Below are 12,446 nucleotides of genomic sequence, written 5' to 3'. Positions count from 1 at the left end.
ATTTATATTTGCACAAATGAAAGACCTTGTTTCCATCATCACTCCCTGCTATAATTCTGCAGAATTTATAGAAGAAACGATACAATCTGTCCTCAACCAAACCTATGAAAACTGGGAATGGCTGATCACGGACGATCTTTCTAAAGACAACACCGTTGAAATCATCAGAAAATACAATGATCCGAGAATAAAACTGGTAGCTTTAGAAAAAAATGGTGGTGCTGGAAATGCCCGAAACAATAGTCTTGAAAGGGCTCAAGGAAGATATATCGCCTTTCTAGACTCTGATGATTTGTGGTATCCCGAATACTTAGAAACAATGACCAATTATATGCAGGAAAATAAAGTAGAACTCGTTTACTGCAACTATTCAAGGTGTGATGAGCATACAATGGAGCCTATTTTAAAGGATTTTCTTGCTGATAAGATCGTAACTTTTTCAAACTTACTTAAAACTTGCAGATTGGCTCCGGTTTCCACAATTTACGATACAAAAAGAGTCGGAAAATTTTTCTTCCCAATAAAAAGCAAACGTGAAGATCATGTAATGTGGCTGAATTTATTAAAAGAAATCCCAAAAGGTTATCCCGTAAAAAAGACGTTGGCAAAATACAGAATGCGCGAAAACAGCGTTTCCAGAAAGAAACAAAACATTATTAAAGATCAATATTTGGTATATAAAGATTTCATGGGATTTTCTACTGTAAAATCGTTGTATTACACGGCAAACTGGGCATTGAACGGATTTTTAAAGTATTCTAAAATCTTTAATTAATGGAGTATTCAAAAGAATTTAAAGCCGCATTAAGCAATTTCTCTCCTGTAGAAAAAGACCGTCTTATTTTCAGATTATTGAAAAAGGATAAACTTTTATCTAAAAAACTGTATTTCGAATTAATCGACACGGAAACTACCGACGATAAGCGAGATGCAATGGAAGAAAATGTAAAGGAAAAAGTTCTTTTGGCTTCAAAATACATCGGAAATCAAAAATATTTCCAGACCATTATCCGAAAAATAAGTGCGGAAATAACGGAACATATTAAAATTACCACTGATAAATTCGGAGAAGTTTCTCTTCACATATTATTGATCAATGAAATTTTAGAAAACAACGAAGATCTTGGCAGACAAAGGTTTGACAATGTTTACAAACTATATCTTTACATCATCAATAAAATTTTCAGAGCATTAATTTTAGTAAAAAAATTAGATGAAGATTACTGGATGGAATTCGATGAACTTCTAGCTGATCTACATAAAAAAATAAACAGTAATACGTATCTCCAAAAACTTTGTATCAATAATAGCTTAGACCTTAATTGGCTGAAATGTGAGAATATTCCCGACAATTTGGATCAGATCATGAAAGAAATAAAAAGTCAGGGATTTTTAAGATAGAATTTTCTTTAGAATAATTTCTGTTGAATTAGGTTTTTCATCAACGAATTTTTTTGCATTTGCAGACATTTCATTTAATACTTCCTCATTATCACTGTTCATAAGAAATAAGACGAAATCTGCCGCTACATTTTCTTCTTCAAAAGATTTCCCACCATTAGCTTTGATCAAATCATCTGCTTCAGGATTTTTTCTGTAATGATTTCCAAAAATCACAGGAACACCGAAAGTTGCTGCTTCTAAAATATTATGTAACCCAGCATCATGAAAACCTCCCCCTACAACCGCAATATCAGCGTAAGAATAGAGTTTTGACAATAAACCGATGCTATCTATAATTAAAACCTGATAATCAGCAACAGGAACATCCGGATTTTTTATTTCGCTATATAAAAGGGCATCGGGAAACCCATCTTTTAAAGATTCTACCCTTTTCAGATCATGAGGTGCAATAATAAATTTCCAATATGGATTCGCTCTAAAAATTTGAGATAAAATTATTTCTTCAACCCTCCAAGAACTCCCAAAAACTATTGCTTTTTTGTTATCAATAAATTCATTGATAAATTTTACATGATTATCTCTTTCTCGCAATTGTTTTACGCGATCAAATCTTGTATCTCCGGCAATTGAAGAGTTAATTAAGCCCACGCTTTTAGCAAGAGCGAAAGACATTTCTGTCTGATGAAAAAACCAGTCGATATTGTTTTGTAATTGCTTTACAAACCACTTTCCATACGATGTAAAGAAAGATTGATTTTCATAGAATAAAGCAGAAATAACATAAGTTTTTGCACCTTGAGCTTTTAATTCAGCCAAAAGATTATACCAATAATCATATTTCACCGTAAAAAATAGTTCAGCCTGAAATTGAGAAACAAATTCTTTTACCATAGATTTTTTATCGAAAGGTAAATAGCAAATTACATCAGCAATATGTTTCTTTTTAATAACATTTTCATACCCTGATGGAGAGAAAAAAGTCACGAGAATTTTATGTGTCGGAAACTGTTCTTTCAGCTTTTCTAAAACCGGCAAACCCTGCTCATATTCGCCTAAGCTTGCAGCATGCATCCAGATTACCTTATCTGATTGTGACAGCTTGGATTTGATGATATGTAACGATTGTTTTCTTCCTTCAACGCCTTTTTTAGTTTTATCATTAAACAACGAGAAAACCTTCATTCCGAAAATGAGAAGATTGATGAATAAGTTATATAGAAAAGCCATCATAATTATTTTTAAATTTCAATTCTATCGTTATTTGCTGTTGGATTAGAAATCACCAAAAATTCCAGATCTTCCTGAAATTCATTTGAAATATAATGTTTTGATTTTGGTAAAATGGAGATACTTTCTCCCGATTTCACCGAAAATTTTTCATTATTAACATAGAATACAGCTTCCCCTTTTAATATGTAAAAAAATTGCTCGGCATTCTCATGAAAGTGGAGTTTCTCGGAAGTATTCGCCGGCATTTTTTCTTGCTTAACAGATAGGTTTTGAGAGTTTCTCAACACCCAACTATCACAGTTGTTTCCCCAAATATAATGTTCGGAATTATCTTTTGATTGTATCATTTGAATATCGATGTAAAAATGAAAACAGCAATTAAACTTCCAATAACAGAAAAAATAGCTGTAGCCATCGGAACTTTCGGTTTAGCTTTTTCATCGGACGAATATCTGAATGTGTAATCCTGACTGTTTAAAAAAATCAATACGATCAACATAAGCAGCCATCTCAGAAAAAAATTCATGATGAAAAACTGTACATTTTTATTTGTGTCTGTGATTTCTACAGGAAAATTTGCAGTTTCAGGATGTTTAGATATAAAAATAAACAAAACGTAAAACATCAAAGCTAAAACAGGTGTAAAAAAAGTAAAAGCCTTATTTCCAAAATTATCAGCCTTCCCTTCAACATCAAAATGAACAGGAATTTTCTTTGGCAGCGTTTTATAATTCTTTACCGTAAACCACCACAAAAAAGCAATCAATACAAAATTGAGAATATCAAAACTTGTAAAAATTACTTCTTCTATCATGTTTTATCTATTTAAGAATACTTTTAATTACTCTTAATTTATGCGTATGTTTATTCAGTTCTTTATTGAAAATACCTGTAGAATCAAGTGTATCAATTCTCACTTTTCCGGAAGCATGAATGATTTTTTGATTATCAAGCATGATCCCGACATGAATAATTTTTCCCTCAGGATTTTCAAAAAAAGCAAGATCGCCAAGCTGACTTTCTTCAACAAAAGTTAACGCCTCTCCTACTTCTGCCTGCTGATAGGTATCTCTTGGCAGTTTAATATTATGAACTTTATACACTAATTGTGTAAAACCGGAGCAATCTACCGCAAAAAAGCTTTTGCCACCCCATAAATAAGGCACATTAAGGAATTCTTTTGCCGTCAGAGCAACACTTTCACGGAGATCATGACTTCTTCTTGAAGCTACGGTCTGAAACTCAACTTCAGAGCCCATTGAAAGTAAAGTTCGGCCATCGTTTGTAAGCACAGAAGAAAAATCTTCCGTGACCACCGTAACTTTTCTATTGGCCAAATCTTCGTCTGTTACAGGTTTTATCTGTTTGGTATCCATCCATCCTTCATAGCCGTCATAATGCATTTTTATCTTGGTCCAGTTTTTATTCACTTCCAAAATATCTGCGCTTTCTCCAAACAATATTTCCGTAACAATTTCTGCTTTGTCAGAATTTTCTGCGCGCACTGGTGCTACTGTAACATTACAAATTCCTTTATCCATCTTTTAAATTTAGAGATTATGAAATTTAGGAATTAAGAAAATTATCCGTTTTCTCATTTCTAAATCTCAGAATTCTTTAATCTTTTAATTATTTCCTTCTCAGGAAATTTACTCCGTCACGCAAAGGTAAAATAAGATTTTCAAAATCATCATCTTTTGCGATCAAATCATTTAATTCCTTGATAACTTGGGTTGATTTCTGCTTCGGATTTTCTTCCAAAACTTTCCCGTACCAAAGAACATTATCAAACAAAACCACTGAACCCGATTTTGTTCTGGGTTTAATTAATCTAAAATATTCAGCATAATTTTCTTTATCAGCATCAATAAAAACAAGATCGAAAACCTCATCAGTTTCCCTTAAAAATTCTTTTGCGTCCTGAAGTTTAAAATTAATCTGATTAGAATATTCACTTTCCTGAAAATATTTTCGGGGTAAATAAGCAAGATCTTCATTTACATCCAAAGTTGTTATTTTTCCGTCTTTTGCCAGGCCTGTAGTCAAACATAAAGTAGCATATCCCGTAAAAGTTCCGATTTCGAGAACATTTTTAGGCTGCATCATCTGAGAGATCATCGTTAAAAGTCTCCCTTGCTGATATCCCGAAATCATGTGAGGCTGTGTCGTTTTCTGGAAGGTTTCTCTTCTCAGTTTTTTCAGAATTTCAGGCTCGGAAGATGCGTGTGTCTCCAGATATCTGTCCATTTCAGCATTCTTTTCTTCAAAAAAGCTCATTCTTACAATTTTTGTGAGTCAAATTTAACTAAATATAAGGAAAAAGAATAAATTTTGAAACAAAGATTCTCCGAAAAACAGGGAAAACCCCATGCAAATTACCGTAAAAATACGGATGTTTTCGAATGGCTATTCCTCTACCTTTGCAAAGACGGGTAAAAACACTAAGAAAAAATAAAATGAATGTAGGGGAAAAACAAATTAACACTAAGAATCAGAAGACCGCAATGCCTTCGGGCAGGGCGGATTCTTCCTTAAAAAAAACTAAACCTGAAATATCCAATTCGTTTTTTCAAAGAATTATTTCGTTATTGAAAAAAGAAGAATTAATTTGATTAAAAAAATAACTCCCGAATTTCTCCGGGAGTTATTTTTTATCGTTGAATTTGAAATTCTTACTTCTTAGGAGTAATATCCATCAACTTCATGAATTCATCAAGCTTAGGCATAATGATGATCTCCGTTCTTCTGTTTTCACCTCTTCCAGAAACGCTCATGTTTGTCGCTTTAGGATTGTATTCAGAACGCCCACCTGCTGTAATTCTTGCAGGATCAACCCCGAATTGAGACTGTAAAACTTTAGCAACCGATGTACCTCTCAAAGCAGAAAGATCCCAGTTGTCTCTTGGTAAGTTTGGAGAGCTTAAAGGAGAATTATCTGTGTTACCTTCAATCAATACTGAATATTTATCGTAATCATTAATCACTTTAGCAACCTTTCCTAAAACTTCCTGAGCTGCAGGTAATACGTTGTAATCCCCAACTTTATATAACATTTTGTCTGAAAGTGAGATCATAACCACCCCTTTCAATACTTTTACCTGAACATCATCGTCTGTTACGTTATCCAAAGATCTTTTCAGTTTGTTTGATAAAGCTAAATTTAAACTGTCATTTTTAGCATTATTAGAAATCAACTGCTTGATGTAAGAGTTTGAAGCATTGATTTCTCCTACTAACTTATCAATATTTGCAGAACTTTTACCTGTGTTAGACAAACAAGCATCCAATGATGATTTTAAAGCATCATGCTGACTTTTTAGTAAATTATTCTCTCCTGATAATGCAGAATTTTGAGACTTCAGATCCTGGATCTCTCTTTGTCTTTCGCCAATGTTTTCAATACATTGCTTGTAGTTTGAACTTAGAGCATCGTATTGCTTTTTGCTGATACAAGATGTCATCCCCAACGCCATCGCAGAAACTGCTAGAATTTTAATAATCTTCATAAATAATCTTTTTTAGACGAATCAAATTTAGGAAAATTCATTTTAATTAATGGTTTATCTTTGTATAAAAGAAATTCTCAACACAGATGTTGGACTATTTAAGTTTTAAAAATCAATTAAAAAATCTCATTGAATCACCTGAAAATCATTCCTATTTATTGGCAGTGAGTGGCGGTGCCGATTCTATGGTTTTAGCATCTTTGTTTCTGACTTCTGGGATTAAGTTTCAGGTTGCACATATTAACTATAAACTTCGTGGAGAAGATTCTGATCTCGATCAAAAAGTAGTTCAGGATTTTTGTGAGAAAAATCATATTCCGTTTCACTTGTATGAAGTTTCTGAGAAAGATCAAAAACCTGAAAATTCTATTCAGCTTTGGGCGAGAGAATTACGTTATAATTTCTTTAAAAAAATTCAAGAAGAAGAAAATCTTGAGTTTTTAGTAACGGCTCATCATTTGAATGACCAATTGGAAACGTTTATCATTAATTTATCAAAAGCTTCTGGAATTAATGGTTTGAGTGGAATTCCTTCTAATGACAATAATATTCTTCGTCCACTTCTGCAATTTTCAAAAGAAGAAATTTACGAATTTGCGAAAGAAAATAATGTTGAATTCCGTGAAGATCTTTCCAATAAAAAAAGTGATTATTTAAGAAATAAAATCCGAAACGAGATTGTTCCCAAGCTTCTGGAAACGAACGAACATTTCTTGGAAAACTTCAAAAAAAGTTCTTCCTATTTAAATCAAAGTAAGGATTTTGTTCAGAATCAAATTAAAGAAATAGAAAATAAGCTTTCGGTATTTAACAAAGATCATAAAATCTTATCCAAAGAGAGGCTGAATCAGGAAAGTGATTTTGTAAAGTTTGAGATTTTAAAAAAGTATGGTTTTAACCAAGAAGAAGAAATTTCGAAAATTTTTAAAGCTGAAAACGGAAGTTCTTTTTTCTCAAAAGAGTATCAATTAAAAATCGATCGAAATGAATTGATTTTTTCAAAACTGAATTCTGATATTCTGAATGAAAAGCCTGAAGAAATTATCTTAAATATCAATGAAAATCAAGAAATAATTCTACCAGAAAGTATAGAATTCAAGATTTCATTAGAATGGCTTTTAGATATGGAAAAAATAAGCTTTCCTTTAAAGTTAAGAAAAAAGAAAGAGGGTGATGTATTTTTCCCGATCGGAATGAAAGGAAAAAAGAAAGTTTCTAAATTTCTGCGAGACGAAAAATTATCTATTTTCGAAAAGGAAAACATTTGGTTATTATGCGATTCTAAAGATCAGATTTTAGGAATATTACCTTATCGACAAGACGGAAGATTTTCTGCCGATAAGCACACCCAAAAAACATTGAAAATAAAATGGACAGAAAAACAACAAATACTCTAGCAATAGAAGATTTTAAAAAGAACAGCAATGTAGCTTTCGCCATTTTATATCAAAAATACTTTGTTTATACTAAAAAATTCGTTCTTAATAACAGGGGAAATCTTGAAGATGCTGAAGACATTTTTCAGGATGCGCTGATTATTTTATATGAGAAATTATATGCTGATAATTTCCAAGCCTACACTTGTCTGGCCAATTACGTGTCAGGAATTTCCAAGAATTTATGGTTGAAAAAACTCAGAAATAAAGAATTTCTAACTGAGATTCCGGAAAATTATTATGCTAACAATCAGGAAGAAATTAATTCCGCTATTGAAAATGAGCGAGATTATTTGGATAAACTTCATGATTACATTAACTCTATTTCTTCGCACTGCAAGAATTTAATTCAGGATATTTTTATGAAAAATAAAAGTATTGAAGAAATTCAGACCAAATACCAATATTCCAGCAAACATAATGCACAAAATCAAAAGCATAAATGTGTTGAACAAATTAGAAAAATAAAAAATAACGATAATTTTTAGCACTGAAATACAGTCAATTATAAAAAATTATCCAAAAGTCGGGTGATTTTTTTTTGTTTTTGGAACTTACTATTAAATATCAATATTATGTTTAAAACAATTGTATTAAGTCTGTGCTTATTGATCGGAATTTCCGCTAATGCACAAAGTAAGAAAGGGATCAATTTTCAAAGCATTGATCTTGAAGCGGCAAAACAAATTGCAAAAAAAGAAAACAAGCTTATTTTCATAGACATCTACACAACTTGGTGCGGACCGTGTAAATTGATGCAGAAAAACACTTTTACCGATCCTAAAGTTGGAGAATTATTCAACAAAAATTTTGTAAACCTTGCGATAGATGCAGAGAAAGAAGGTGTAGCATTGGCAAAAGAGTTTAAAATTGTGAATTTTCCATCATTTTTATTTCTAGATGCAACGGGAAAATTGGTTCAATATGATTTTGGATATTATAATGCTGAGCAGTTTTCGACAGTTGGAGCTTCAGTTTTAAGTAAAGTTTCATCAAACATGACTCCTAAAACACTCGATATGGTGAAAGGAAAAATGGTTGGAGATAAAATTGCAGATTTTTCCGCAAAAGATCATTTAGGAAAGACATTTTCGTCATCAAATGAAAAAGAAAAACTGGTTTTGGTTTTCATCCGCGGACAATGGTGCCCGTACTGCAACAAATATATTGAATCATTACAAAATCTAGCTCCAGAATTGAAAGCTAAAAACGCAAGATTAGTTATTATTTCTCCAGAAAAACCAGAATTCATTGAAAAAACTCTCGAAAAAACAAAAACAAATTACACCGTTTTATATGATGAAGGCTACAAAATTGCAGAAGCCTTTGACGTTCTCTACACTCCGGACAGCAAAATCTTGGATGCTTACAACTCAAAAGTAGAAGGTTTTGCAACAAGTAGATCGGATAATTCAGGAAGACTTCCTGTTTCTGCAACCTATATTCTTGATGAAAATAAAGTGATCTCGTGGAGACATTTTAATCCTGATTATAAGGAAAGAGCTTCGGGAGAAAATATTTTGAAGCAATTATAACATCAAAAAACACAAGATGAAAAATCCTTATTCATACTGTCTATACCTGTTTCTGGCGATTCTTCCCTCGGCACTTTTACATGCGCAAGGCTGTAGTGATGCAGGATTTTGTACGGTCAACAGTTTAAAACCTCAGAATACGAATGATTCTATATCTGTACAGAAAAATCAATTAAAAGTTGGATTTTCTTATGGAAAAGCAGATCATTCGGTTTCTGCTTACAGTCAATATTTGGAATATAACCGACAAATTAATTCTAAATTTGGAATTAGCGCTAAAGCAACTTCGCTTTTGCAAACAGGAAATAATGTAAGCGCTTTTGGATTATCTGATATTTATTTAAACACAAATTATCATTTAGATAAAAACTTTACGCTTACTCTAGGCACGAAAATTCCGCTGACCAATGGGAACACATTTAAAAATGGAAGTGCTTTGCCGATGGATTATCAATCCAGCTTGGGAACTTTAGATCTTATTGTTGGAATTGGGTATCAGATTAAAAAACTACAGTTAGTTGCAGCTTTACAACAGCCTTTGACACAGAATAAAAATCAATTTATTGCAGAAAATTATCCTATAAATTCTGTTTGGAGAGATTTTCAGACCACGAAAGATTTTAAAAGAAGCGGCGATGTTTTACTGAGAGCGTCTTATCCAATAAAAATTACCAATAAGTTTCAATTAACGCCTAGTTTATTAAATATTTATCATCTTTCTAAGGATAAATTCACGAATTCAAGTGGCTCTCAACAACAAATTGAAGGCTCTGAAGGTTTAACAATGAATGGAAATCTATTTTTAGATTATAAACTAAATGAAACCAATGCCCTGCAACTTAACGTGGGAGTTCCATTTTTAGTTCGGGACATTAGACCTGATGGATTAACGAGAAGTTTTATCGCTAATTTGGAATATAGCTTCAAATTTTAACGTCTTATTGAAATTATCGAGAAAATCAATATAGCTATTATCTAAAATTATAATCTAAAAAAATCTGTCTTCTATGGTAATTAAAGCAAAACAATACCAAATATCTTTTGGCCAATAGATTTTTTAAAACAAAAAAGACGGTTTGTTCGTTTTTTTAGGGACGAAAAATTAGCTATTTTAGCCAAGCAAAATTTGAGCATTGCCTGGAAGGAATGTTTTTTAAGAAAAAAAAATTATTCTTCCAGACAAGACAGTCACATGCAAGGGATGAGAAAGCAAAAAAATATTCTCAAAATTTTTAATTAAAGTAAAATGAAATTTAAAAACTGGTTTTTATTGATTCTGTTGTTTTTAGCGACAGGAATTAATGCACAAATCAAAAATCCTGTAAAATTTAAACTTACGGTTAACGAACTGGGAGACAACCAATATGAAGCCGTGTTGAATGCAACAATGGAAAGCGGTTGGCATATCTATTCTAAAGACATTCCTGAAGACACGGGAATTCCGACAGAATATAAAGTTTCCGGAAAAAATATTGAACTAATTGGAAAATTTACCGAAACTGGTAAAAAACATGAAGAATTTTCTGAAGCTTTTGGCGGGAAAATTATTTTCTACTCCAATTCTGCAGGTTTCAAGCAAAAATTTAAATTAAAAGACGGAACAAAACCTGGTGATGTAGTTGCAGAAATTACTTATCAGACTTGTGACGACAGAGTTTGTCTGGCTCCAAATACGTTGGAATTCACTCAAAAAATAACACCAAAAGGGGCAACGGCAGAAGCTATCACTGAAAAAGCAGAAACTCCAAAAGATTCTGTTAAAACAGTAGAAACGGCAGTACAAAATCCTGTAATAACAGAAACAGCGGTAGTTGCAGGAGTTTCAAAATTAGATCCAAAACAATTAAAAATAGAATCTATTGATTTCCAAAAACCTTTGACAGATTGCGGAACAGCAGCCGTTAAAGACAGCGAAAATTATTGGACTTATTTGTTCCTAGGATTTATTGGAGGGCTGATTGCATTGTTGACACCGTGTGTTTTCCCAATGATTCCGTTAACGGTTTCGTTCTTTACAAAAGGGAATAAAAATAAGGCAAAAGGGAAAAGAGATGCATTGATCTACGGATTTTTCATTCTTCTAATCTTTGTTTTATTGAGCGTTCCTTTCCATTTAATTGATGGAATTGCAGGAAATGTTTTCAACGAAATCTCAACAAGCATTTGGCTGAATATCGTATTCTTTATCGTATTTATTTTCTTCGCAGGAAGTTTCTTCGGATATTATGATATTTCGTTACCAAGTTCAATCGCAAACAAATCTTCAAAAGCAGAAGAAGCGGGTGGAATCATCGGTATTTTCTTCATGGCTTTGACTTTGGTAATCGTATCTTTCTCTTGTACAGGCCCTATTTTAGGAAGTTTATTAGGAGGATCTTTATCGGGTTCATCACATATTCCAACGCTTTTAACTTTGGCTTTAACAGGGTTTGGTTTAGCTTGGGCAATTATTTTCGGATTGCTGGCTTTATTCCCACAAGCATTACAAAGTCTTCCAAAATCGGGAGGATGGATGAATACAGTGAAAGTTGTTTTAGGATTTATAGAGCTAGCTTTAGCATTGAAATTCTTATCAAAAGCAGATTTAGTTTCTAAAACTTTCTTATTAAAAAGAGAACTTTTCATCGTGATCTGGATCGTTATCGGAATTGGTTTAACATTATATTTATTCGGATTAATAAGATTTCCACACGATGATAAAAAACCGAAAATTTCTATTGCTCGAAAAGTTTTAGGAGTATTAGGAATTGGTTTTGTTGTTTATATGATTCAGGGATTGATGCCATCAGAACGTCCTAAACTGCAATTACTAAGCGGAATTTTACCTCCGTTGAACGTAAGTTATTTCCACGACGAAAAAGACGGAATTCTAGGAATGCATCCTGAACATGATTTCTTCAAAGCTATTGAATTAGCCAAAAAAGAAGACAAACCTGTTCTAATTGACTTCACTGGTTACGGTTGCGAAAACTGTAGAAAAATGGAAGAATTCGTTTGGAGCGAACCGGATATTTTACCGATTCTTCAAAATGACATCGTTCTTGCTTCATTATATGTTGATGATAAAGAAGAACTTCCTGAAGATCAAAAAACTAAAATTGATCTGGGTGAAGGACAGGTTAAGAAAGTAAAAACGATTGGTGACAGATGGAGCTTGTTCCAACAAGTGAATTTTAATAATAATTCTCAGCCACATTACGTTCTGATAACTCCGGACGGAAAAGTTATTAATTCTCCAGTTTCAGGGTATATGCCGAAAGAAGATTTCAAAAAATTCTTAGAGTGCGGTGTTAATTATTACAAAAAGAATAAATAAAAAATTCAAAATATTATTT

General features: G+C 32.4%; 13 protein-coding genes. 7 read left to right on the top strand and 6 right to left on the bottom strand.

All coding sequences use genetic code 11. The annotated features are described in order from the left end of the window. The first annotated feature begins 16 nt into the window (after positions 1 to 16). Together AC1Q7L_RS14700 and AC1Q7L_RS14695 are read left to right on the top strand one after the other, a co-directional pair. Positions 17 to 775 (top strand): glycosyltransferase family 2 protein, encoded by a 759-nt coding sequence (locus tag AC1Q7L_RS14700; protein WP_492306939.1) that lies wholly within the window; start codon positions 17 to 19, stop codon positions 773 to 775. Then, on the top strand, positions 775 to 1,401 hold the full coding sequence (locus tag AC1Q7L_RS14695) for a deoxyuridine 5'-triphosphate nucleotidohydrolase (RefSeq protein ID WP_492306940.1): 627 nt from the start codon (positions 775 to 777) through the stop codon (positions 1,399 to 1,401). The genes AC1Q7L_RS14700 and AC1Q7L_RS14695 overlap by 1 nt, the downstream gene beginning before the upstream one ends. Here AC1Q7L_RS14695 and AC1Q7L_RS14690 read toward each other — a convergent pair. From AC1Q7L_RS14690 to AC1Q7L_RS14665, 6 genes are all read right to left on the bottom strand, one after another. Continuing rightward, positions 1,393 to 2,631 (bottom strand): 3-deoxy-D-manno-octulosonic acid transferase, encoded by a 1,239-nt coding sequence (locus AC1Q7L_RS14690; RefSeq protein WP_492306941.1) that lies wholly within the window; start codon positions 2,629 to 2,631, stop codon positions 1,393 to 1,395. The genes AC1Q7L_RS14695 and AC1Q7L_RS14690 overlap by 9 nt on opposite strands. 11 nt (positions 2,632 to 2,642) lie before the next feature. Continuing rightward, positions 2,643 to 2,981, bottom strand: coding sequence for a cupin domain-containing protein (locus tag AC1Q7L_RS14685; protein ID WP_492306942.1), 339 nt, complete (start codon positions 2,979 to 2,981; stop codon positions 2,643 to 2,645). Further along, positions 2,978 to 3,448, bottom strand: a complete 471-nt coding sequence (locus AC1Q7L_RS14680) for a DUF1648 domain-containing protein (protein WP_492306943.1) — start codon at positions 3,446 to 3,448, stop codon at positions 2,978 to 2,980. The genes AC1Q7L_RS14685 and AC1Q7L_RS14680 overlap by 4 nt, the downstream gene beginning before the upstream one ends. A 7-nt stretch (positions 3,449 to 3,455) precedes the next feature. Continuing rightward, entirely contained in the window at positions 3,456 to 4,175 is a 720-nt protein-coding gene (locus tag AC1Q7L_RS14675; RefSeq protein WP_410693675.1) for a C40 family peptidase, read from the bottom strand. A gap of 88 nt (positions 4,176 to 4,263) precedes the next feature. Further along, positions 4,264 to 4,911: an O-methyltransferase gene (locus AC1Q7L_RS14670; RefSeq protein WP_410693676.1), complete on the bottom strand. Its 648-nt coding sequence runs from the start codon at positions 4,909 to 4,911 to the stop codon at positions 4,264 to 4,266. Between the two features lie 395 nt (positions 4,912 to 5,306). Beyond that, entirely contained in the window at positions 5,307 to 6,140 is an 834-nt protein-coding gene (locus tag AC1Q7L_RS14665; protein WP_410693677.1) for an OmpA family protein, read from the bottom strand. 86 nt (positions 6,141 to 6,226) lie between these two features. On the opposite strand from AC1Q7L_RS14665, the gene tilS reads away from it, so the two are divergent. The 5 genes from tilS to AC1Q7L_RS14640 all read left to right on the top strand — a co-directional run bounded on the left by tilS (position 6,227) and on the right by AC1Q7L_RS14640 (position 12,427). Further along, on the top strand, positions 6,227 to 7,537 hold the full coding sequence (gene tilS, locus AC1Q7L_RS14660) for a tRNA lysidine(34) synthetase TilS (RefSeq protein WP_492306944.1): 1,311 nt from the start codon (positions 6,227 to 6,229) through the stop codon (positions 7,535 to 7,537). Further along, positions 7,510 to 8,064, top strand: a complete 555-nt coding sequence (locus AC1Q7L_RS14655) for an RNA polymerase sigma factor (protein ID WP_492306945.1) — start codon at positions 7,510 to 7,512, stop codon at positions 8,062 to 8,064. Before tilS ends, AC1Q7L_RS14655 begins: the two co-directional genes overlap by 28 nt. An 87-nt stretch (positions 8,065 to 8,151) precedes the next feature. Then, the gene (locus AC1Q7L_RS14650) at positions 8,152 to 9,111 is read left to right on the top strand and encodes a redoxin domain-containing protein (protein ID WP_492306946.1); all 960 of its coding nucleotides are present in this window, start codon (positions 8,152 to 8,154) and stop codon (positions 9,109 to 9,111) included. 16 nt (positions 9,112 to 9,127) lie between these two features. Then, the gene (locus AC1Q7L_RS14645) at positions 9,128 to 10,045 is read left to right on the top strand and encodes a hypothetical protein (RefSeq protein WP_492306947.1); all 918 of its coding nucleotides are present in this window, start codon (positions 9,128 to 9,130) and stop codon (positions 10,043 to 10,045) included. Between the two features lie 312 nt (positions 10,046 to 10,357). After that, complete coding sequence (locus AC1Q7L_RS14640; RefSeq protein ID WP_492306948.1) at positions 10,358 to 12,427, top strand: protein-disulfide reductase DsbD family protein; 2,070 nt, start codon at positions 10,358 to 10,360, stop codon at positions 12,425 to 12,427. The last annotated feature ends 19 nt before the right edge of the window (positions 12,428 to 12,446 follow it).

Source organism: Chryseobacterium sp. GW823-FHT05E08, from assembly GCF_058795655.1.
The sequence above is the reverse complement of the archived record's forward strand: the minus strand, read 5'-3'. Positions and strand labels throughout refer to the sequence as shown.

Coding starts and splice junctions, on each gene's coding strand:
- AC1Q7L_RS14650 (WP_492306946.1), top strand. CDS start 8,152: ATGTTTAAAACAATTGTATTAAGTCTGTGCTTATTGATCGGAATTTCC.
- AC1Q7L_RS14645 (WP_492306947.1), top strand. CDS start 9,128: ATGAAAAATCCTTATTCATACTGTCTATACCTGTTTCTGGCGATTCTT.
- AC1Q7L_RS14680 (WP_492306943.1), bottom strand. CDS start 3,448: ATGATAGAAGAAGTAATTTTTACAAGTTTTGATATTCTCAATTTTGTA.
- AC1Q7L_RS14690 (WP_492306941.1), bottom strand. CDS start 2,631: ATGGCTTTTCTATATAACTTATTCATCAATCTTCTCATTTTCGGAATG.
- AC1Q7L_RS14685 (WP_492306942.1), bottom strand. CDS start 2,981: ATGATACAATCAAAAGATAATTCCGAACATTATATTTGGGGAAACAAC.
- AC1Q7L_RS14655 (WP_492306945.1), top strand. CDS start 7,510: ATGGACAGAAAAACAACAAATACTCTAGCAATAGAAGATTTTAAAAAG.
- AC1Q7L_RS14700 (WP_492306939.1), top strand. CDS start 17: ATGAAAGACCTTGTTTCCATCATCACTCCCTGCTATAATTCTGCAGAA.
- AC1Q7L_RS14640 (WP_492306948.1), top strand. CDS start 10,358: ATGAAATTTAAAAACTGGTTTTTATTGATTCTGTTGTTTTTAGCGACA.
- AC1Q7L_RS14695 (WP_492306940.1), top strand. CDS start 775: ATGGAGTATTCAAAAGAATTTAAAGCCGCATTAAGCAATTTCTCTCCT.
- AC1Q7L_RS14675 (WP_410693675.1), bottom strand. CDS start 4,175: ATGGATAAAGGAATTTGTAATGTTACAGTAGCACCAGTGCGCGCAGAA.
- tilS (WP_492306944.1), top strand. CDS start 6,227: ATGTTGGACTATTTAAGTTTTAAAAATCAATTAAAAAATCTCATTGAA.
- AC1Q7L_RS14665 (WP_410693677.1), bottom strand. CDS start 6,140: ATGAAGATTATTAAAATTCTAGCAGTTTCTGCGATGGCGTTGGGGATG.
- AC1Q7L_RS14670 (WP_410693676.1), bottom strand. CDS start 4,911: ATGAGCTTTTTTGAAGAAAAGAATGCTGAAATGGACAGATATCTGGAG.